Genomic DNA, 22,455 nt, shown 5'->3' with positions numbered 1-22,455 from the left:
CATTATAAGGAGGGTTCATGATGCAGAAAACAACCATCAGCTTCAAATCTTGGCATGTTCTGTTCTCCGCAATTCTGGTTCTGGCGCTGCTCGTTACGGGCTGTGGCGGGAGATCCGGTGGTCCGGGCGGAGGAGACTTAAGCAATCCCCCGGGTAATGAAAGCGCAAACAACGGCGGCAGCACCGGCGACAAGGTTGTCATCGACTTCTGGGCGCAAAAATTCGAGGATACCACCGATGCCTGGTTCAAAAAATGGGTCGGCGAGTTCAACAAATCGCAAAGCGAGGTCGAAGTGAAGCTGACGATCGTTCCGGCTGACGCTTGGGATCAGAAGATGAAGGCAGCGCAAGCCGCGGGGAAAGCGCCGGATATCCGAACGATCAACTACGGCAATGTGGCCAATGCGGCGAAGACGGGTCAGCTCATGGCGCTGAACGATTTGATGGATTCTGCGGCATTCGATGATTTGTATGACAACATGAAGGGTTTTGTATCCGTCAACGGTCAGTATTACGCTTATCCGAAGCTGGTAGAACCGTCTGCCGTGATGTTCTATCGGAAGGATATGTTCCAGGAAGCCGGGCTTGACCCGAATCAGCCGCCGACGACGTGGGCTGAACTTCTGGAGACGGCCCAGAAGCTGACCAAGAAGGGCGTGTTCGGATTATCGATCGCGCAAACCGCTCCGGATCTGGGCTGGTCGAGCTGGGGGCTGCAGTATAATGCGGTAGGACATCTTGCGGTTACGGAGGACTGGTCCAAAGCGGACGTGAACAATGAGGGATACAAGGCGGTTCTGGATTTTTACCAGAAAGCTTATCAGTCTGGCGTCATGCCAAAGCAGGCTCTGGCCGGATATGCGGATATCAAGCCTTTTGGCGAGGGCAAGATTGCCATCCAGATTTGCGGTTCCTGGGCCATCGGGCAGCTTCGCAACACCTATAAAGATATGGTGGGTAAAGTGGGGATCGCGCCAATGGCATCTATGGACGGCGAATTGACGAAACCGACGGCAACGCTCGGCGGCTGGTCGCTGGCGGTAGATGGCAAATCCAAGCATCCGCAGGAATCGGCCGATTTCATCTCTTATCTCTTGGCAGGTGATCCGAACATCATGATCGACTTTTTCAAGACATCCCAATTCTCCAAGTTTTCCCCGCGCAAATCGGTGGACGAAGCGATGAAATCCGATCCGGATGCATCCAAGGATGAATGGCGCGCGCTGGTCTCTGAACAGATCATTCCGTACTCCCAAGCCGAACCGATCTATCCATGGGACATCAGCTTCGCGCTCGCCACATCCATCGAGTCCGCCATGAAAGGAACGTCGGTGGATAAGGCGCTGGAGAAAGCGGAAAAAGATATTAACGATTTTATTACCAAAAACAAGCTTGCCGGCACAAATCCGAAAAATTAGCGCTTTGGCGGCCATCCGGGATCGTCGTCAGATACGCGATTTCGGATGGCTGCCTCATCCTTAGGCCATGGTGGTGACCCTACATGTTAAAGAAAAATTACCGGCAGGACAACGGAGTGGCTTATATGCTTCTAGCGCCCATTGTCATCCTGCTGACCATCTTTGTCATCATACCTTTCTTCTATGCATTGCGCGTGAGCTTCTATAATTGGAGCTTCTACCAGGATTCCACTTTTGTTGGCTTACAGAATTTCTATATGGTGCTGACCGATGACCTCTTTCTCCAGTCCATCTGGGTAGGACTCAAGTTTGCCCTTATAGTCGTCCCGACGATGCTGATTCTATCCTTTCTGTTCGCCAACATCATTAAGAACCTAGGCTCCGGCTTCGCAAGCGTTGTGAAGACCTCGGTGTACATCCCCACCATCATTTCCGGGATCGTGGCATCGGTCATCTTCGTTTTTATCTTCGATTATGCCGGCGGCTTGGCCAATTACATCATCGGACTGTTCGGATATGAGCCGAAAGCCTGGCTTGCCGATGTAGCTACGGCGCTGCCGAGCATCGCTGCTCCTGCCGTATGGCTGGGGTTTGGTCTTACAACGCTGATCATGCTGGCAGGTCTCCACGATATCCCCAAAAGCTACTATGAGGCCGCGGAATTGGAGGGAGCGGGCACCTTTGTCCGCATGTGGTACATCACGATTCCGCTCATGCGCAACGTGATCCTGTATTTACTTGTAACCGGATTTACGGCGCAAATCTCACAGTTCGAGCTGTCCCTTGTGATGACGGGCGGCGGACCGCTTAGCGAGACCACAACGCCGAACCTGTACATCTTGAACCATTTCCGCAACGACGTCATGGTCGGCAATTCCATCGCGGCATCGCTGCTGTTGTTTGTGGTTCTGGGCAGCATCTCGGCGATCATCTTCAGAGTATTGAATTCGGAAAAAGCGATCGACGGTTAGGGAAGGCAGGAGGATAACATTTATGAAAAATTTCAACGGAGTTCAAAAAACATTGATGACACTCTTGACCGGACTGGTGACGATCATGGCTCTGTTCCCGCTGCTGTGGGTTATCATTGCCGGGTTCAAAGACAAGGCGGAGGTGCTTGCTACTCCGTTCCGATTCTTCCCCAAGAAGTGGATGGTTCAGAATTACACGGACATTTTGAGCGACTCGACCTTTATCCATTCGATGCTGGTCACTTTTGGGGGCGCCGTCCTATTTGCTGTGCTGAGCTTGGCCGTAAACGCGACTGCGGCTTACGTATTCGCCAGGCTGGAATTCCGGTTTAAGACGTTTCTGTGGGTCTATGTCATCATCACCATGTTCATTCCCGGCATGGCTATCCTGCTGACCTCCTTTATCGTGGTGAATGAGATGGGCATGCTCGATACGCTGGCGGTACTCGTATTGCCCGGTATTGCTTCTGCGGGACATATGTTCTTCATCCGTCAGTTCTACCTGAATATTCCGATCGCTCTGGAAGAGGCGGCTCTGATTGACGGAGCCGGCAGGATCAAGATCTTTTCGCATATTTTCATTCCAATGTCGTTCCCGGTCTTTGTCATTGTGGGCATCGGCTCCTATTTGGCCTATTGGAATTCCTTTATATGGCCAACGATGACGATTACTAACCCGGAGCTGTTTCAAATTATGCAGTATTTATACACTTTCCGTTCCGAGCGTGCAACGGAAATGGGCATGCTGATGGCCGGATCGGCGCTTTCCTGTCTGCCGACCATTATCCTGTTTCTCTTCTTCCAGAAGCATATCATTTCAGGAATCAAAATCTCCGGATTGAAATAACGTTCTGAGCCATAAAGGTGGAGGTGGAGGTGGAGCATGATTATTCTTGAGAACAGACTTATCCGGCTTGAGATCAGCGAGACTAACGGAACGATCCAAGTCGTTCGCGATACCTTAAGAGGGATCGATTATATCGCGGATTCAGATATTGCGGATCCGTTTCGCCTTGAGACAGACGAGGGATTTAGCAGTTCCTTTCAGAAATTTGAATGGAGCAGGGAAAGTACGGGATCCGGGCCGGATCAAGTTCGACTAAGCTGGCACACGCAGGAAGGCATGATCGTAAACTCGTTCGTGACACTCGCGGCGGAGGGGGATGGTATTGAATTCCGATGCGGGGTTGATAACAACTCGGAAACCAGATTGCTTAGCTTGGAATATCCGGTTATCCCGAACTTGACCACAATTACGGAGCATGGCGGGAAGGATTATTTTGCCCATCCCTTCGCTACCGGGTTTGAGGTCAACAACCCGCTGAAGGTTTTTGAAATCGACGGGATCGGTTTTCGCTTCATGCCGTACCCGGAAAGCTTCTCAGGGGCGACGATGCAGTTCTTTGCCTATTACGGCAAGGACAGGGGTGGGCTATATTTTGCGGCTCAGGACGGCGAAGGCCATCCGAAATGGCTGAATTTCTTCAAGAACAGGAATGGCATGCTGGAAGCCTCCGTGATCCATGGCTGCAGTGATATGGGACCCGGCAAAGGGATACAGCCTCATTACCCGGTGCAGGTGTCGCTGCTGTCAGGAAGCGGGTGGTACGAAGCTGCCGACCGATACAAGAGCTGGGCCGTACGGCAGAGATGGTGTTCACGCGGCATGCTTTCGGGCAGGGCGGCGAAGGAGGGCAGTCAATGGCTGCATGAGGATATGGGGGCAGCGACCTTTGGGATTAATGCGGGATCGGACCGCACGGCCTGGATTCAGCAATATCATGAAAGCATCGGAACGCCGATGTTTCACATCCTTGGCCCAGATTGGACGCATCGGCCGCAGACGTTCGGCAGCGGCGTGCCGGGGGGATATGACGATTGGTTCCCGACCCGCTTCAACCCGGAGAACATCGCTCTGATTCGCAGGCTGGGCCATCGCTTTGCTCCTTTCGAGTTCGATTACCTGTATCATTTTGACGGAGCCGACGGTGCGCTTGGCAGGGAAGCCGAGCAGAAATTTCCCAAACTGAAAAAGAGCGTGGATGCCTACCGCTTCCCGTTTCTCTGTCCAGCACATACGTATACCCATGATTTTCATGTGAAACGGGATGCAGCGCTGCAGCAGAGTGATGATATCGATGCAATTTACTATGACATCTCCGCCAACAACATTCTGAAGATCTGCATGGACGAAAGCCATGGTCATCCGGTTGGAGCCGGCAGCATCATTGAGGAGGCCTACCGGCGGAACTATGCGGATACGAAGGCGGCCATGTGCGAAATTGCGGGACGTTATATCCCCATGGGCACCGAGATGATCAATGAGACGATGCTCGATCTGATCGACTACTATCAAGCCCGGGCTGGAGGGCAGCCTGCAGCGCCGCTTGAAGGCTGGCCGATCCGGGAGTTGCTTAAGTCAGGCGATGCCCGCCTGATCCCGATGTTCACTTACGTATATCATGAGTACGGCGCGCTGAGATTGGACGGATGGGGCAAGCTGACGGAAGAAATCGGGGAACTGTACTATTTTACGGTGGCACGCACGTATCTTTGGGGCGGTTTGTACGAATTGAATTACGAATACAGCCCGATGGAGACGCTGGACGGAATCGAAAATACGGCGGAGGAGCATTACTATCCGTTTGATCCGCGCGGGTATGTCTTCTCGACGAACAAGGCAGATTACTTGGCCCTGTATGCGAGGCTTCGGACCGGGGCAGCAAAGGCGTATTGGTCGTATGGGACCATGCTTCGGCCGCTCTCCTTCGACAGCACTCAGACTTCGATGAAATGGTTTCATTATAACCATGGTAAGGAAACACCCGAGTATAACAATGAGGGGGAACTTTTGACCGACTCTGTCATACACGCGGCATGGCAAAACGCCCAGGGGCATGTCGGTTTATTCTTTGCGAATGTGACGGAAGAGGAGCAAACGATCCATATTGAACTTCACCTAGAAGACTTCGGGAAAACGGAAGTGAGCGGGCGGCTGTTCACGCTTATGGGAGAGCAAGCCGTTGATTGCGATCCGCAGCAAGATGCTCGGCGTTTGCTTTCGCTTCCAGCCCGAAGCATCGTGATGCTGGAATTGACTTAGCCTTTAATTCGAGAACATATATAACGTTCGGCTGCTGAAGCCGGTGATATGAAGGAGAGTGTCCGTAATGTTTATGAGGAAGATGACGACAAGCGTTCTCGCCTTGTCCCTGACATTCGCTTCCGTTTGGGCTGGCAGCGCCGAAGCGCTTACGCCGGAAGGCACGAAGATGATATCTCGGGTAACAGGTGCAACGCCTGCCGGAGAGACCATGCCGAATCCGAATCAAACCCACATTAACTACAATGTCGGCGGGACGGATTTGGGCATCGTGTGGGATAAGGGCGGCGGCGAATATTTCATTGCTTTCGGCGATACCAACGATACGGCAGGCAACTGGAACCGAAGCAATTTGCTGGCCATCTCATCGGATACGAATCTGGAGGATGGTCTTGCGTTCTCCACAATGATTCAGAGCAAGCCCCGCCACGCCAAGGAAATTCTTCCCTCCAAAAAAATCAACAATGATGAAATGACGGTCATCCCGACGGCAGGCGTATCCGTCGGCAACAGGCATTATATCCATTATATGTCCGTCAACCACTGGGGACCAGCCGGCCGATGGTATACGAATTACTCCGGCATCGCTTACTCGGATGACAACGGACAGAACTAGACAAAGAGTCCGTCCGCCCGCTGGTATAACAACACGTCAACCTGGAACAATCCTTTTCAAATGGCAGCATTCCTTAAGGACAGCGGATTCGTCTATATGTATGCTACGCCGAATGGCCGCTTCGGGGACGTATATCTTGCACGGGTACCGGAGAATGGGCTGCTAAATATCGGGGATTATCGTTATTGGGACGGGAACGGCTGGTCGGCCGCCCAGTCTGCAGCCCGGCCAGTGGCGATCGGTGTGGCAAGCGAGATGTCCGTAGCTTACAACACCCACTTCAAACGTTACATCATGACCTATCTTAACGAAGATCGGCAGGCGATCGTCATGCGGGATGCGGCAACGCCGATCGGCCCATGGAGTGGAGAGAAAATTCTGGTGCCTGGAGATTTCACGGGCCTTGGTCAGTACAATGCGTATATGCATCCGCTGTCCAATAACGGGCCTGAGCTGTATTTTATCATGTCCACCTGGTACCCGGATTACAATACCCATTTGATGAAGGCAACGCTGACCCCTGACATGCTCGGCGAGAATATCATCTCAGACCCGGGCTTCGAAACGCAGAGAAAAACGCCGGTCATGGCCCCATGGTATGTTACGGGCGAGGGCGGCGTGGACCGTAAGCTCGGAAATGCCCGAACCGGTGAGGATAATGGCTATGTGCGCAACGGCAGCGGCTGGAACGCGATCAAGCAGCGGGTGGCAGTACAGCCGTACACCAATTACACCTTGAAAGGCTGGGTTCGTACATCCAGCAACAATACGAAAGGCTACTTCGGGGTAAGGGAGCCTGTCGATGGTGCCGTCATTAAGGAAACCGTCTTTGCCCAATTAAGTGATTACACGGAACAGACCGTGACCTTTAATTCCGGGAACCGTTCTGTCGTGGAATTGTACGCGGGGATGTGGGCTGACGGGGACACCTGGCTTCAGCTGGACGATGTGTCGCTGGTGAGGGATTCGAATCTGGTGGGTCATGCCGGATTTGAATCGCAAACCTCTTCAAGCCTAACGTCGCCTTGGTATTCGAACGGAACTGCCGGTGTAGACCGCAATCTCGGATTTGCGCGCACCGGGGCGAACAACGCGTATGCAAGGGCCGGCAGCGGCTGGAATGCAATCAAACAGGAGATTTTTGTCGAGCCGGATACCGAATACACATTATCGGCATGGATCCGTACCTCAGACAACAACAACGACGGATATTTCGGCGTCAGGGAGCTTGGCGGAGGTCCGGTGCTGAACGAAACGATATTTCAGCATATTCCCGGTTATACCTTGAAGACGGTTCGCTTCAACTCGGGCATTCATCACAGTCTTGAAATCTACGCCGGGATGTGGGCAACGTCAGCTACGTGGATTCAGGCGGACGATTTCAACGTGGTTAAGCATTGACGATAAGCAAAATGGTCGGATAGAGGAGAAGGGAGGCACTTATGAAACGATTACCGGACACTTATGTGAAGCGTTGGGTTTACGACAATATCGGGCAAATGGCACCAGAGGTAAGTCTCAATCAACTGGATGAAGAGACGATCCATTGCGTGCTGACATTTGAGCTGGAGCAGGCGATTCAACAGGATGACTGGCAGATGTGTTTGGAGCCGGCATTCCTGCCTCATTTTCACTGGGCACCCCATTTAACGCCGACTTCCCGGCATGTGATGGACCAGCACTGCTTTCGTTCGCCCGCGCTCATCGTTCATGACGACACCAGAACAATTATGCTGATACCGGATCTGGATCTGATCACGAAGGTTGCGGACGCTCGTTGGTACATGGACTTGGATGCCCCTAATAACCTGCTTGTCTTGGGAATGAGCCGAACAAGGGTGAGCGAACATGTGCTGTTTGAGAAGGTGAAGGGGGCTTCATATCCTTCCGGAACGATACGCATCGGCTTCTATCTGAAATTGGTGGAAAATGATCAGGGCGGATTGAACCCCTGGCGGCTGGTGCTGCAGTTTCTATGGGACAGATGGGGCAATGCCCAATTCTCTCAAGGCATCCGTAGGGAAGTCCGTCTTGACCGCTATGTAAGGCATGCCTATGACTGGGCTTTTCGTCATTGGAAAGACACGGTATGGCAGGAATTTGAATGGGATGGACGGAACATAGGGGCTCCGGTATTCATTGCCGATGTGAGTCAAAGCCCGAATTATCCGGGCGTGCCGAACGAACGGGAGAACCGATCGATCTGGAATCAGGCCTGGTTCAGCTCCCTTCGCTCGGCGCAAGGCATCTATCGTTATGGTATTGAACAGGGCGATTCTGAACTGGTTCGTAAGGCTCTACTCATGAAAGAGCTTGCTCTCACGGCTCCGCAGCGTGAGGGGTTCTTCCCCGCCGTCATTGCAACCGAGTTGAAGAAGATGGTGGTGGATGGACAGGAAGTTAACAGGTCTGAGGGCTGGGAGTTTGCCTTCTGGGGAAATTCCAATCGCAACCCTGCCGATCCTTGGGGGGCGATCGCGAAAGCACCTTATCACGTGCTGGATATGAGCTGGACGGCGCTGCTCATGCTTCGCTGGCATGATGAACTCGAGCCAGATCCAAGGCTGTTGAAATATGCCGTGTGCTATGCGGATGCGCTTGTGGCGCTCCAGGACGCGAAAGGTTATTTTCCGGCCTGGCTGGATCAAGATACCTTCGCGCCGCTGGATATCCTTCGGGAATCCCCGGAAACGTCGCTCTCCGTCACTTTTTTACTGAAGCTGCATGAGCTTTGCCCGGATTCTAAATACATGGAAGCAGCAGAGCGGGCGCTGAAGGTTGTTATGAAGGAGATCGTGCCGACCGGCAGGTGGGAGGATTTCGAGACGTATTGGTCCTGCTGCGGTTATGGCCGTGAAGAGCTTCCCGGCCACAAGGTGGCAAGGAATAACATGTTCAAGCAGTGCAATTTCTCCATGTTCTGGACAGCGGAAGCGTTATACCAGATGTATAAGACAACCGGCGACATGCGATACATGAACCTTGGTCAACGTGTGCTGGATGAAATGCTGATGACGCAGGCTTCCTGGCAGCCGCCTAATCTGTATGTTGATGTACTGGGCGGATTCGGTGTCATGAACTGCGACGGGGAGTGGAATGATGCACGGCAGAGCCTGTTTGCCGAGTTGATTCTACAATATGGCGTGGAATTAGACCAGCCCGAATATATTGAACGCGGGATGGCCGCTTTGCAGGCCTCGTTCGTCATGATGTATTGTCCCGAAAATGAAAAAACAAAACAGCAGTGGGAGCAGGCGTATCCTTTCTTTAATGAGAAGGATTACGGCTTCATGATGGAGAATTACGGTCATGATGGTGTTGTGGACGAGGAGGGACGAGGCATGGGGACATTCACCATCTTCGATTGGGGGAACGGTGCGGCCGCTGAAGCTTACCTGCGGATAAAGGACCATCTGGGTCAAACGTTGAAAGAGCGGTACGGATACGATATCACATACTAAAGGAGCGATAACAGATGATGAACTTTAATGGGCTCAACATGCACCTCGGAAATTTATCCCGGCTGTCCAATGCGCAGACGAGATCCATCAGTGCGGAGAATTTCACCGGTGAAAAAGGAAAGGGCGGCATGGCCACCGATGGCACGGGTGCAGCGGCATCTAGGGATCTTGGTGTGGGCTGGAAGGTCTCTCCATCCGTGGAAATTTTACCAGGAGAAACCTTTGCGATGGGTGACATTCAGGGTCCCGGAGCGATTCAGCATATCTGGCTAACCTGTCATCCGACACTGTGGCGCAATCTGATTATCCGCATGTATTGGGATGATGAGAAAGACCCTTCGGTTGAAGTACCCGTCGGTGATTTGTTCTGTAACGGGTGGGGCGAGCGCAGCGATGTCAATTCGATACCGGTTGCCGTGAATCCAGCCGGCGGCATGAACAGCTACTGGCAGATGCCCTTCCGCAAGCATGCCCGATTGACGATGGAGAACCGTGCGCCGGAAAAGGCAGTCCTTTACTACCAAATTGACTATACGCTGACGGACGTCCCGGAAGATGAGGCTTATTTTCACGCGCAGTGGCGGAGAACGAATCCCGTTCCTTATAAAGAGGTTTACACCATTCTGGATGGGGTGAAGGGACACGGGCACTATGTAGGGACTTACCTCGCCTGGCAGGTGAATAATAACGGCTGGTGGGGCGAAGGGGAGATCAAGTTCTATATGGACGGGGATCAGGATTATCCGACCCTATGCGGTACGGGAACGGAAGATTATTTTGGCGGAGCCTGGAATTGGGAGCAGCCAATGGGTACCTATCGAACCTACTCGACGCCTTATCTGGGGATGCACCAAGTGCTGAAACCGGACGGATTGTATCGAAGTCAGCAGCGTTTTGGCATGTATCGATGGCATGTCATGGATCCAATCCGCTTTCAAAGCGATCTTCGAGTGACCATTCAGGATCTCGGCTGGAGGTCCGAAGGAAGGTATCTTCCGCAGCAGAGCGATATTGCATCGACGGCGTTCTGGTATCAGGCCGAGCCCCATGCGCCATTCCCAGAGCTTCCGGATAATGATGAGCGGGAGGTTATATAAAGGAGTATTGCTTACCTGCCGGTAAGGTGATAGTGTGAATCCATGGAGCCTTTTGCGGGAGCACATGGCGTTTCCATGGTTGTTAATGGAGGATAGGATGGACAAACATACGATTTATACGATTGCTGAACGGGTAGGCGTATCCCCTTCCACGGTGTCCAGAGCCTTGTCGGGAAGAGGTTACTGTAGTCCCAAGACGAAGAGCAAAATTCTGGCGGCTGCCAAAGAAATGAACTATGCGCCCGATCAAGCAGCAAAGATGCTGAAAATGAGACAAACCAACAAAATTATTTTTGCCGTGCCCGATATATGCAACCCTTTTTATTTCGATATGATCAACGGAATTAATCAGGTGCTGGAAGAGCATGATTACTTGATGATTCTGTTTTACACCAAGCACAGGCTCCAGGAGGAGATGAAGGCGATTCAGACTCTCCGGGAAAATGTGGCCGACGGCATGATCATGGTCTCCTTTCATTTCGGTGAAGAGAATATCGGGGCCATCAATGCGCTGCAGGCGCCGGTCGTGCTCACGAATAAATATGTCTCGCCGGAAGGGAATGACCGCTTCGATTATGTGTATGTGGACACGTATGATGGGATCAAGCAAAGCACGGAGCATCTGATCCGTCAAGGTCTGCGAAGCATCGCCTATATCGGTGGCAATCTGAGCGAGCAGACTGGCCATGAGCGGTTCTGCGGGTATCGGGATGCCATGCTGCAAGCGGGGCACCCCTTGCTGCCGCGTTTTATCGCCGAATCCGATTATACGGAAAGCGGCGGTTATGCGATGGCGAAAGCGTGGCTTCAAGGGACCGACCATCCGGAGGGCATTGTCGCCGCGAACGATTTGATGGCAATCGGGGTTATGAAGGCCTGCGAGGAAGCCGGTCTGCGCATTCCCCATGACGTTGCCGTTGTAGGCATGGATAATCTGGACCTTGCATCCCGCGTATATCCCAAGCTGACGTCCGTTGCTTTACAGCAGGAGGAAATCGGCCGCAAGGCAGCACAAATCCTGATGGATCGCATCTTGGGAATTCCGAGGGAAGAGCGGGCCGTGAAATTAATGCCGCAGATGGTTGTGCGGGATTCCAGTGTAAGGATTTGAAGAAAGAATAGAGTGCATTGAGAATGGCCGTGCGCATAGTAACGGGCATAATTCCCATGAACGCTCGATCGTTAGCTGATATGAAATTTAACTGAGCATGGTGATGAACCGTCCCTCGCAGTGAAGCTGCGCAGCGGACGGTTTTTTGTGTTGCAATGACCTACTTTGGTACAAAACCGGAATTGAGCAACAGAATGTATTAAGAGTAATTATTTTTACGTTTTGAAGTAATTAATTATTGACTCTAAGAGTAATTTAAAATACCTTATAAAGTAACAGAGTAAATATGAGACATGGAATGGCTACTCTGATTATGGCTGTGAAGGGAGAAAGATGGATGTCACAGGTTCATAGGCTACAACCGGATATTCATACGCTTCATGGATTTTTCAGCAGGGAACTGGAGCCCGCCCTATATATTCAATCTGGGGATACTGTCGTGTATCAAACCTTAGATGCGGGTTGGGGGCTGGAGAAGCGCGCTGCCCCAGGCGCGGCGAGAACGAAGTTTACGGAGCGCAAGCCGGAGCGGCAGGAGAAGCAGTTCGGGCATGCGTTATTGGGTCCCGTCCATATTCAAGGGGCTAAACCCGGGCTTACATTGGAGATTCAGATCAACGAAGTTATTCCCGGATCGTGGGGATGGACCTCTGCCGGAGGTTTTCCGAGTTATTGGAACGAGAAGCTGGGCATGGCCGACACCGAGGAAGTGACACTGGATTTTGAATTGGATGCCAGGACAATGACAGGCAGAAGTCAGTTCGGAGATTTCAAGTACGGCATCGGTCTGAAACCGTTTATGGGGGTTATGGGCATGCCGCCGAAAGAAAAAGGTCAGCATACGACATTTGTGCCGCGCCCATATGGAGGCAATCTCGATTGCAAAGAGTTAACGGCTGGAAGCACGTTGTTCCTGCCAATCCCGGTGGATGGCGGACTATTCTCAACAGGGGACGGACATGCGGCGCAGGGCGACGGCGAAGTTAGCGGACCTGCCCTGGAATGTCCGATGGAGAAGGTTAGCCTAACCTTTCATGTCCGAGACGACATGCCCATAACGATGCCCAGAGCCAAGACGAGTACCGGGTGGCTTACGATGGGGTTCCACGAGGACCTGGACGAAGCCATGTGGATGGCCTTAAGCGGGATGCTTGATCTCATGACCGAGCTTTACTCTATTTCAAGAACGGAGGCGTACGCCTACGCCACCTTAACGGTGGATCTGCGGGTAACCCAGATCGTGAACATCCTTAAGGGCGTGCACGCATTTTTACCTTTTGGGGCGTTGAGGTGAAAGGAAGTGAAGGGGGATGGCACAGACGGATGAAAAAGGGAGATAACGCTTTGATCTAACTTCATAAATAAATATCCATTTTTAAGGAGGTCTAATGTATGCAGTTGTACGAGACGATGGTCAATAACCAAGGGGTATATATTCATGTGGCGGAGGTACATCGGAAGCTTAGGAATGAACAAACCTCACTGGTCATCATCCCGGGATTGTCCGAGTCGGCTGAGGATTACATCGCCATTATGGAAAAGCTGACGCCCAGACATATCGTTGTTATCACGCTTCGTGGCCGGGGCCGAAGTGATTCGCCTGCTTCGGGATATACACTCGAAGACCATATCAGCGACATTGATGCGGCTATTTGTCATCTTGAACTTGAGCAATTCGTACTCATGGGATACTCCCGAGGGGTGTCCTATCAGTTAGGCTACGCCGTTCAGAATCCGGAACGCATTCAAGTCTGATCATCGGAGACTATCCCGCGGTTCATACCCAGCTGCCAGCGGGATGGGTGGAATTCTTCGCTTCGCTACCTCCTTGGAGAGGAAAGAAGCTGTCCGACCGTATGAAAACATCGGCTTTACAGGCACTGCAACAGGAATCGGCTAAGGTAGAATTGTGGAACGACCTAACCCGATTGACTTGCCCAGTCCTTATTATCCGTGGCGTAAAACCACATCCCGGGTTATCATTAGAAGCAGTGGAACAATATAAGGTGTCGCTGCCTCAGGCAAGCATCATGGCGTTCGAGGAGCATGATCATAATATTTTTGAACCGGATGTGGATGTGTTTGTCCGCACCGCAGACTCTTTTCTGAAAGAGATTAGTAAGAACCATCAATCTATCACTAAAAAGGGTGTACGCACTTGGACAATCTGAAGCTGAATGTATCACTTTTACGACAAAGAGTTCCGAACCTGACCAGCGCAGCCAAATCCGTGGGATTACGGCCGGCCACGGTCTCCAACCTATGCACAGGAAAAATTCCCGTTGGTCGGGCGGAAGTCCGCACCATTGCCGCATTGGCATCTCTGGCAAAATGCAGTTTGGATGAACTGATCCTGCGCGGGGAAAGCGTGGAGATGATCGAAACGGGCATTAAGCCCCTTGATCTATTTGCTCCTCTGGCCAAAGGCGGTACCGTCGGGCTGGTCGCCCGTCCCGGAATGGGCCAATTGGTGCTGCTCGGTGAATTGTTTCATCACTTCAAGCAGGAAGGGTATATGACGATTCTGCTGAAGCCGGAAGGCGAATATCCCGAGCTGCAGGATATGCTGAATGATGTAGAACGGGTTGCCAATTCTATAGGAGAAACCTATTCCATTGTGACGAATGCAAATCCCGATAAAGAGATTGTGTTTGCAGCGGACCGGGAGCATGTCTTGACCGGCAAAATCTACGACCTCCAGGAACGTCTCCAACAAGAGGGTTTGAGGCAGGTCACGACTTTTCTTGTGGACCTTAAAGGTGCGGTTGTCGATGAAGACATGCCTTACGGTCCGCTGGAGACGCTGTGGTATTTCGATGCCGATCTGGCGGCAAGACATATGTTTCCTGCCGTGAATCCGTTATATTCTACATCTTCCGTATCGGAAGGCGTTCACCTGGATCAGGCTCACTTATCGGTCCAACAGCGGGCCCAGAAGCTGCTGCGCCGTTATCGCGAGCTGCGTTCACTGGTTCAAGTGCGAGGATTGCAGGCCATTCCGGTATCCGAGACGGAGGTTTATGAGCGTGGAGCACGGCTCGAGGCTTATCTTACGCAGCCTTTTTACGTTGCCGAGGCTTATAGCGGGTTACCAGGCGAGCGGGTACATTTGCAGGATATGCTGCATGATGTTCAAGCTATTTTGAATGGCAGCATGGATCATCGATCGGTGGAGAGTTTATCCTGGATCGGATCGATAAAATAGCGCTGTAATCATCAAAAGTCGAATTCTCGTAGTTTGTTTATCGGGAATATCGGCTTTTTTACATGATTCCGCATAATATAATCCGTATGTCCCATAGCTGATAAGCAAAGGCCAGTATATAATATGTGCTAGTTTGTATCGTGCGGATGGCAGGAAGGTTGCACTGGACAACTGAAATGCCATACTTGTACGGGACACGAGACCATACATAAAGGAGAAATGGACATGAAGAGAAAAGGTTGGCTTATCGCATTTGCAGCGGCATTATTGTTAACACTTATCGTAGTACCGGTTCAGCAGTCTTTTAGTGCAGAGGGCAATCCGACGGCAACCGCCATTACACAGAGTGCTCTGAACGATCAGTTCCACTTGGATCATGTCGTTAAGATTTATGTGCCTTCAACGGTGAAGGGGGACATTCCGATTACGGATGCAGCTCATCAGAAGTTTGTTGACCAAACACTGACAAAGCTGTCCGGCTGGTTTGGCGGGGCAACGGCGATTCCGGGTGAAGGGGCATGGGTGGACAATAACAAAACACTCATCAAGGAAAAAGTAACGATCGTGTACGCGTTTGCCGAGAAGCTGGATAAGGACTCGCTTAATCAAGTGGTGGACTATGCGAAGAAGCTTAAGGACGATTTGTCGCAATCCGCCATTTCGCTCGAGGTTGACGGTAAACTGTACTTCATCGAATAGTTGATTCTCGGATCAACGGTGTGCTAAATAGGGGAGGTCTCCCTGCTGTCAGCGATGGCAGAAGAGGGAGACGTCCTCTTTATTATATTTGGACTTTAATAGAGAAACCTCCACAGATAAAAGGTGGCGTAGGATTCCCAGTTCGCCCATGCTGCCGACAGCTCCTGGATGTCCTTCTTCGTCGGTTTCGCCTCCAAGCCTAGCAGATGTTTGATGGCATTGTGCAGACCCACATCATCGATAGGAAAAGCCGCCGGCACTCGCAAACAGCGCATCAACACATAATTTGCCGTCCACGGTCCGATCCCGCGGATGCTGACCAGTTGTTTCTCCGCTTGTTTCAAGCTGCCTGCTTCAAGCAGCTGCTCCTTCGTCAGTTTCCCTTCTACCATGAGCTGAGCGACTCCGATGAGATACTCGCCTTTTTTCACGGTCATACGAAGTCCGTCCAGATCTTCAACACGCAGTGGTGCAATGTCTTCAGGTCTTGGGAAGATCCAATAAACCTCTCCTTCACACTCCACGCGGTGGCCGAAGGCTTCAACGAAACGTCTTTTTAACGTATAGGCATAGGCCAGATTAATCTGCTGCCCCAGAATGCCCCAGCACAAAGCTTCAAACAGATCGGGAATGCCCATGTTGCGAAGCCCGTAGAAGGATTGAACGGCTTGACTGAGCAATGGATCTGCTTCCGCCATCGTATAGAACGGTACGAGATCAGTATTCAGATCAAACCAGTCTCGGACATAACCTGCTATTTCCGCCCGCTTGCAGGGCTCGGATGGGGCGGTATTCCCCAAAAACCGAACAAGGATCGCCTGTTCTTGAGGCTCCGCACTGACTTCAATCACAGCGATGTCACCATCAAGCGGGATAGCCCGGTAGATGCTGTCATTCCGGATATGAAAAAGACATTCGTTCGGCGATCTTTGCAAATAATTGAGGTTCTCCGTAAAACTGAACTCCTTCGGTACGAACAGCCTTATGGCTTCGGCATGATCTTCCCAGCTGTCCCGGGGGAGATGGTTCTCCATAGTATAGGGCTTATCGTCATGGTTCTGGTTTCGCTCCTGCATCTTCATCGTTTCCTTTCGCACCTGAACTCTTCTATCAATTTGCACCGAGAGGACACCCTCTTCAAGCGACGCGACGCTAAGGGGGTGAATCGGTGAATCTCCGATATCTGTATAATTCTTGTAAATCCCTCTCATTAGACATACCCATGTGGTACAATAGGACGGAACATACGTTTGTATTCTAGGAGGGGTGAATGTGTGTCAGAATCTGTATTCAGAACGTATCAAATCTGGATCAAACCCGGTCATCGATTGTTTTCATATGCAGAACAGATGTGCCAGGACGCGAAGAATTTGTATAACATAACGAACTTTTATATCCGGCAGGTATACACTGCGCTCAGGCAGGACAAGCCTGTTGAGCCTTTGCAACAACAAGTCATGGATACACTGCAGACGAATATTGGCCCGATGAACGAGTGCCAGCTTCAGGCTCATCAGTCAAGATTACAGAAACAGCTTCAAAAACCACCGCATCAGCGCAAGGGTTCTCGATGTAACTTGTTCGGAATGCCAACTAGGGAATCACCTTATATTGATTTCCTTTTCCTCGATTGTTTGTTCAAGGTGATAGATCAAGCAGACTACAGAGCACTACCGACACAGAGCAGTCAGTGGGTGATGAAGCTTGTGTTCTCTACTTGGCAGTCGTTCTATTCGAGCCTGAAAGATTACCGCGCACATCCTAACAAATACACTGGCAGACCGCGCATTCCTGGCTACACCCGCACGAAGACCCGAGAAGTCATCCTCACGAATCAAGACTGCGAGATCAAAAACCACAAGTACCTCAAACTCCCCAAGACGAAACATCGGCTTAACATCGGAAAGCTCGGCTATACCGACGGACAATTAAAGCAGGTGCGCATCGTTCCCAGATACAGCAAGTACGTTATCGAACTGGTTTTTGCTTGCTCCACAGAAGAGGCTGATGTCAAGAAAGAGAATATGCTAGCGATTGATCTGGGTATTAACCGACTTGCAACCATCGTCACCAATACAGGTCACAAACCCGTTTGTGTAAAGGGCAAGCCGCTTAAGGCGATCAATCAGTATTACAACAAGCTCAAGGCACATTATACCGGGATTCTCCGGAAAGGGAAGCAGCCAAAGGAAGGTTCGCATACCTCCAAGCGTCTGGAGCAACTGCATCTAAAGCGTCACCAAAGAATCAAGGACATGTTCCACAAGACGAGCTACAATATTGTGAAGCTTGCCAAGGAAGAACAGATTGGAGCCATCGTCATCGGATACAATCAGGGATGGAAGAACCAGTCCGAGCTAGGCCGGCGAAACAATCAATCGTTTTGTCACATTCCGCATCAGATGCTCGTCTCGATGATTCGCTACAAGGCAGAAGCCTTGGGGATTGAAGTCATCCTTACCGAAGAAGCGTATACATCCCAAGCAAGCTTCCTTGATCGCGATCCGCTGCCCAAGTACGAAGAAGTGGGGATACGATCATTCTCTGGCAAGCGAGTACATCGCGGGCTATATCAAAGCCGAACCAGCCTGATCCATGCCGACGTGAACGGTGCAGCGAATATCTTGCGCAAAGTATTCCCAAAGGCATGTTCCGATGGGATAGCGGGGTTGGACGGTACCCAGTCCGTCAACGTGTCAACTCCACTGATGTTAAGCATCTCTTGATTTGCAGGGATGAACCATCAGAAATCCCCACTTCAACTGAAGCGTTAGCGTAGGTGAGTGGCGGGAGTATTCATACTAGTTGTACCATAAACGCAGACCGTATAATTTTGTTATCTTGCTCTTCTATTCCAAAAAGCGTACAACAGGATTATCTTGTGGTTATAATGTTAGCGGAGGTGAGGATACGTGGCAAACCGAATACAACCGACCGAAGCCCAGTGGAAGGCCATTATCAACAACGACAAGGATAGTGACGGCAAGTTTTTCTATGCGGTGCAGACAACAAAGATCTTCTGCAGGCCATCCTGTAAATCCAGACCCCCGAAGTTTGAAAATGTGCGCGTGTTTCAATCGGCGGATGAAGCGAAAGCTGAGCGTTTCCGGCCATGCAAAAGGTGCAAGCCTACGGGAGAACGTCTGCCGGACCACGAATGGATTGAACTCGTCACCGAGTATATCGATACTCACTACATGGATCATTTGTCGCTTGATGTATTGGCCGATGTGAGCCACGGCAGTCCGTACCATCTGCACCGGACATTCAAGCGTGTCAAGGGTCAGACCCCGATGGAATACATTCAGGATTACCGTATCGGCAAGGCCAAGGAGCACCTGACGAATTCCAGCTTGGCCATTTTGGATATCGGCCATAAGGTGGGCATAGAGAATACGGCTTATTTTATCACGCTGTTTAAGAAGAAAACGGGGATGACCCCCCTTAACTATCGCGGGCAATATTTAAAAAATACGAGTGCGGAGGTGCACGATCATGAAATCCAATCATTCGATTACCATTAACTGGACTCAACTGCGCCATGATAATTGGAGCGTATACATCGCGGCCACGGAGCAGGGCTTGTGCTACGTCGGATCACAGGATAAACCTTTAACAGAGTTGGAGGACTGGGTACAAGCGAAATTCCCTGGCAGTGAACTCGTGCAGAATGATGAAGCTATGCAGCCGTATGCCGCCGAGATGATGGAGTATTTTCAGGGGAAACGCGATCGGTTTGAGTTGGCCTTGGATTACAAGGGGACCGTTTTTCAGATGGCGGTATGGAATGCGCTATGCCAGATCCCGTATGGGCAGACTTATACGTATTCTGACATCGCCAACCAGATTGGAAAGCCGGCAGCTGTTCGAGCTGTAGGAGCGGCTATTGGGGCTAATCCGCTGCTGATAACAGTGCCTTGTCACCGGGTAATTGGCAAAAGCGGCGCATTGACAGGGTATCGCGGGGGGCTTGCCATGAAGACCCGACTGCTGGAGCTTGAGGGTGAGCGAGCCAGGAAGAGGGAGAAGATGAATTATGCCTAATTCATTGCCGCAACGCATAGAAGGACTGGATTGGGCAGGGATACAAGGAGCTTTGGATGAACAGGGATATGCTGTCCTACCAAAGCTGCTGCTATCTGAAGAGTGTACAGAGATTATCAACACATATTCGGAAGAGGAACGGTTTCGAAGCACGATCAATATGGCTAGGCACCGGTTTGGGCTCGGAGAGTACAAGTATTATCAAGCTCCGCTGCCAGAATCGCTGCAGCAGCTTCGGGAAGGCCTCTATCCAGAGCTTGCGCTGACGGCTAATCGTTGGTTGACGCAGCTTGGACATGAGGAGAGGTATCCGGCGAGCTTGGATGAGTTTCTTGGCATGTGCCATGCTCAGGAGCAAAAGCGTTCGACGCCGTTGATTTTGAAATATGAAGAGGGCGGCTATAATTGCTTGCATCAGGATTTGTACGGAGATGAATTTTTCCCGTTTCAAGTGGTGTTTGTTCTGAATGAGAAGGAAGTCGATTACACGGGAGGAGAGTTTCTGCTCATCGAGCAGCGGCCGCGGTCGCAGAGCCGGGGACATGTGATCACGTTGGAACAAGGTGCGGGGTTAATCTTTCCGACTAACCATCGTCCCGTTCGTGGAACGCGGGGGTATTACCGGACCACGCTCCGGCATGGTGTCAGCACGATTAAGTCGGGGACCCGATTCAGCCTCGGGATTATTTTTCATGATGCAAAGTAGAGGGGCGCGTGTGTTCACTCATTCATTATGGGTTGTGAGGAGAGAAATAGTATAATAGAAGAAAGTGTAGGAATGGGGTGTCCGAGGTGAAACAAGAAGTGCTCTATAAAATGCCGAAGACCCTGCTCAATAAAGGAACGGGATTCCTGAATGGGTACAGTCATACATTGAATCCGTATACGGGCTGCACCTTCGCTTGTTCTTATTGCTATGTCCGGCAAATGCCGGTATCGATATTCCGCAATCAGGAATGGGGGAGCTGGGTTGACGTTAAGCTCGAATCTGCTGTCATCCTGCGTAAAGAACTGAAGCGTGCCAAGTCCAAGGGACCCGTCACGATCTTCATGTCTTCCAGCACCGATCCTTACCAGCCGATTGAGGCCAAGGAAGAAGTGACTCGCGCATTGCTTGAGGTGATGGTCAGCGAACCGCCGGATTTTCTGCTCGTACAGACGCGCAGTCCGTTGGTCCGGCGGGATATTGATCTGCTGCAGCAGTTAGGAGAACGCGTGCGGGTAAGCATGACGGTCGAGACGGACCGTGATGAGATGCGCAACCATTTTACGCCGTCAGCCCCGCCGATCCAAGCGAGACTGAAAACCCTCGAGCTGCTGAGGGACGCGGGAATTCCCGCTCAGGCAGCTATTGCGCCCGTGCTTCCGAGCACGGAGGCTTTCCCGCAGATCCTGCGGCCGCTCGTGAATCGCGTGTGCATCGACGATTATTTTATGGGGGATGGCAGTGGCGGGAAACGTACGAAAAGACTGCCGGTTCAAGCTCTGTACGAGGAGCTTGGGGAGCAGGAATGGTACGATCCAGCTGCTTATCAGGTGGTCTATGATCGATTTAGCAGGGAGTTTCCGGAGGGGCAGTTGTTTGTGAGCCAAAAGGGTTTTGAACCTTAAGGTTTAGGTTGGCAAATTTGAGAAGATGATGCGTGATCCATGGATTAGATACATTATGATAGGTTTAGGCCAGGACCGGAAGATCGTTTCTGGTCTTTTTTGTCATGTCTGGCGGTAGATGATTATGGTATGATAGGCGAAAATAACCAGTCAAACGGCAGAGGAGCGAATGCACAATGAAGATGGATTTGACGGATAAAATTGCGTTAATTACGGGGGCCGCAGGCCAATTAGGCCGCGTCATGGTCAGAACCTTGGCGGAATGCGGCGCGGATGTGGTTATCCATTACCGGGGGAGCCAAGCCAAGGCAGAAGAGCTTCAGCGCGAAGTGGAGTCGATGGGAAGACGGGCTTTCCCGGTGCAAGCCGATGTAACGGATCAAGCTTCCGTGAATGCCATGCGGGATGCGGTGCTTGAACACTTCGGCACGCTGCCTCATATTATCGTTGCCAATGCCGTCGAATCCTATCAATGGACATCCGTCTTGGAGCAAGCGCCGGAAGATTACGAGAGTCAGTTCCAATCCTGTGTCATGCAAAGCGTCTATCTGGCGAAAGCCTTTGTTCCTGCGATGATCGAGCGTCAAAGCGGCCGCTTCATCGGGATCAACACCGAATGTTCGATCCAAAACTTCCCGAGCCAATCGGCTTACGTTGCGGGAAAACGCGGCATGGACGGTGTCTACCGCGTGCTGGCCAAAGAGATCGGCGAGCACGGTATCACCGTCAACCAAGTTGCGCCGGGCTGGACGATCAGTGATCGCGATCGCGAGAACGGAACCGAGCACAGCGCCTCCTATGAAGCCTCCGTTCCATTGAAACGCCGCGGAACAGACCAGGAGATTGCCAATGCCGTGGCATTCCTGGCTTCGGACTTGTCGTCTTTTATTACCGGGGCGTATATTCCAGTGTGTGGCGGGAATGTGATGGTGGGGATCTAAAGGTTCGGGTAAATGGAGTGAGGTCAGCAGTGTTCATGAACTTCGTAGATTCTCATTGTGGTGGGGATTTGCGAAGTTTATGGGTATGGAGTTATATGAAAGGACTGCTAATTATATTAAAATCATATTTAAAAACATAAGATTAAAACAATAAACAAGAACGCTTGTACGTAGATGT

Annotated in this window: 19 protein-coding genes and 1 pseudogene; 19 read left to right on the top strand and 1 reads right to left on the bottom strand. The window is 51.3% G+C overall.

Features of this window, described 5'->3' with window-relative positions:
- Positions 1 to 17 precede the first annotated feature (17 nt).
- The 13 genes and pseudogenes from CRG97_RS19185 (at position 18) to CRG97_RS19130 (ending at position 15,681) form a co-directional block, all read left to right on the top strand.
- Positions 18 to 1,418, top strand: a complete 1,401-nt coding sequence (locus CRG97_RS19185) for an ABC transporter substrate-binding protein (protein ID WP_237566491.1) — start codon at positions 18 to 20, stop codon at positions 1,416 to 1,418.
- Positions 1,419 to 1,501: 83 nt separating this feature from the next.
- The gene (locus CRG97_RS19180) at positions 1,502 to 2,389 is read left to right on the top strand and encodes a carbohydrate ABC transporter permease (protein ID WP_098746301.1); all 888 of its coding nucleotides are present in this window, start codon (positions 1,502 to 1,504) and stop codon (positions 2,387 to 2,389) included.
- A 22-nt stretch (positions 2,390 to 2,411) separates the two neighbouring features.
- Positions 2,412 to 3,236, top strand: coding sequence for a carbohydrate ABC transporter permease (locus CRG97_RS19175; protein WP_098746299.1), 825 nt, complete (start codon positions 2,412 to 2,414; stop codon positions 3,234 to 3,236).
- A gap of 36 nt (positions 3,237 to 3,272) precedes the next feature.
- Positions 3,273 to 5,492, top strand: coding sequence for a DUF6259 domain-containing protein (locus CRG97_RS19170; RefSeq protein WP_098746297.1), 2,220 nt, complete (start codon positions 3,273 to 3,275; stop codon positions 5,490 to 5,492).
- Positions 5,493 to 5,559: 67 nt separating this feature from the next.
- Positions 5,560 to 7,509, top strand: a pseudogene (locus CRG97_RS19165) (DUF4185 domain-containing protein).
- A 41-nt stretch (positions 7,510 to 7,550) separates the two neighbouring features.
- On the top strand, positions 7,551 to 9,569 hold the full coding sequence (locus CRG97_RS19160) for a hypothetical protein (RefSeq protein WP_098746295.1): 2,019 nt from the start codon (positions 7,551 to 7,553) through the stop codon (positions 9,567 to 9,569).
- A gap of 14 nt (positions 9,570 to 9,583) precedes the next feature.
- Positions 9,584 to 10,666: a glycoside hydrolase family 172 protein gene (locus CRG97_RS19155; protein WP_098746293.1), complete on the top strand. Its 1,083-nt coding sequence runs from the start codon at positions 9,584 to 9,586 to the stop codon at positions 10,664 to 10,666.
- Between the two features lie 97 nt (positions 10,667 to 10,763).
- Positions 10,764 to 11,777, top strand: coding sequence for a LacI family DNA-binding transcriptional regulator (locus tag CRG97_RS19150; RefSeq protein WP_098746292.1), 1,014 nt, complete (start codon positions 10,764 to 10,766; stop codon positions 11,775 to 11,777).
- A gap of 337 nt (positions 11,778 to 12,114) precedes the next feature.
- A complete protein-coding gene (locus CRG97_RS19145; protein WP_202618967.1) occupies positions 12,115 to 13,071 on the top strand; it encodes an acetamidase/formamidase family protein in 957 nt (318 codons plus the stop codon).
- A gap of 98 nt (positions 13,072 to 13,169) precedes the next feature.
- A complete protein-coding gene (locus CRG97_RS33785) occupies positions 13,170 to 13,532 on the top strand; it encodes an alpha/beta fold hydrolase (RefSeq protein ID WP_237566490.1) in 363 nt (120 codons plus the stop codon).
- A 101-nt stretch (positions 13,533 to 13,633) separates the two neighbouring features.
- Positions 13,634 to 13,948, top strand: a complete 315-nt coding sequence (locus tag CRG97_RS33780) for an alpha/beta fold hydrolase (RefSeq protein WP_237566489.1) — start codon at positions 13,634 to 13,636, stop codon at positions 13,946 to 13,948.
- The gene (locus tag CRG97_RS19135) at positions 13,936 to 14,982 is read left to right on the top strand and encodes a P-loop NTPase family protein (protein ID WP_098746288.1); all 1,047 of its coding nucleotides are present in this window, start codon (positions 13,936 to 13,938) and stop codon (positions 14,980 to 14,982) included. The genes CRG97_RS33780 and CRG97_RS19135 overlap by 13 nt, the downstream gene beginning before the upstream one ends.
- Positions 14,983 to 15,207: 225 nt before the next feature.
- Positions 15,208 to 15,681, top strand: a complete 474-nt coding sequence (locus CRG97_RS19130) for a DUF3574 domain-containing protein (RefSeq protein ID WP_071220445.1) — start codon at positions 15,208 to 15,210, stop codon at positions 15,679 to 15,681.
- A 95-nt stretch (positions 15,682 to 15,776) separates the two neighbouring features.
- Here the strand turns inward: CRG97_RS19130 and CRG97_RS19125 are convergent, their stop codons facing one another.
- A complete protein-coding gene (locus tag CRG97_RS19125; RefSeq protein ID WP_098746706.1) occupies positions 15,777 to 16,715 on the bottom strand; it encodes a DNA-3-methyladenine glycosylase family protein in 939 nt (312 codons plus the stop codon).
- 240 nt (positions 16,716 to 16,955) lie between these two features.
- Here CRG97_RS19125 and CRG97_RS19120 point away from each other — a divergent pair, with 240 nt between their 5' ends.
- The 6 genes from CRG97_RS19120 (at position 16,956) to CRG97_RS19095 (ending at position 22,277) form a co-directional block, all read left to right on the top strand.
- Entirely contained in the window at positions 16,956 to 18,407 is a 1,452-nt protein-coding gene (locus tag CRG97_RS19120; protein WP_098746286.1) for an RNA-guided endonuclease InsQ/TnpB family protein, read from the top strand.
- Positions 18,408 to 18,593: 186 nt separating this feature from the next.
- Positions 18,594 to 19,205, top strand: coding sequence for a bifunctional transcriptional activator/DNA repair enzyme AdaA (locus tag CRG97_RS19115; protein WP_098746284.1), 612 nt, complete (start codon positions 18,594 to 18,596; stop codon positions 19,203 to 19,205).
- Complete coding sequence (locus CRG97_RS19110; protein WP_098746282.1) at positions 19,177 to 19,725, top strand: methylated-DNA--[protein]-cysteine S-methyltransferase; 549 nt, start codon at positions 19,177 to 19,179, stop codon at positions 19,723 to 19,725. Before CRG97_RS19115 ends, CRG97_RS19110 begins: the two co-directional genes overlap by 29 nt.
- Positions 19,718 to 20,431, top strand: coding sequence for a 2OG-Fe(II) oxygenase (locus tag CRG97_RS19105; protein ID WP_098746280.1), 714 nt, complete (start codon positions 19,718 to 19,720; stop codon positions 20,429 to 20,431). Before CRG97_RS19110 ends, CRG97_RS19105 begins: the two co-directional genes overlap by 8 nt.
- A 110-nt stretch (positions 20,432 to 20,541) precedes the next feature.
- Complete coding sequence (locus CRG97_RS19100) at positions 20,542 to 21,336, top strand: SPL family radical SAM protein (protein WP_481856214.1); 795 nt, start codon at positions 20,542 to 20,544, stop codon at positions 21,334 to 21,336.
- 176 nt (positions 21,337 to 21,512) lie between these two features.
- The gene (locus CRG97_RS19095) at positions 21,513 to 22,277 is read left to right on the top strand and encodes an SDR family NAD(P)-dependent oxidoreductase (protein ID WP_098746278.1); all 765 of its coding nucleotides are present in this window, start codon (positions 21,513 to 21,515) and stop codon (positions 22,275 to 22,277) included.
- The last annotated feature ends 178 nt before the right edge of the window (positions 22,278 to 22,455 follow it).

The sequence above is a fragment of the Paenibacillus sp. EZ-K15 genome (assembly GCF_002573715.1).
Taxonomy (GTDB): domain Bacteria; phylum Bacillota; class Bacilli; order Paenibacillales; family Paenibacillaceae; genus Paenibacillus_AQ.
The sequence above is the reverse complement of the archived record's forward strand: the minus strand, read 5'-3'. Positions and strand labels throughout refer to the sequence as shown.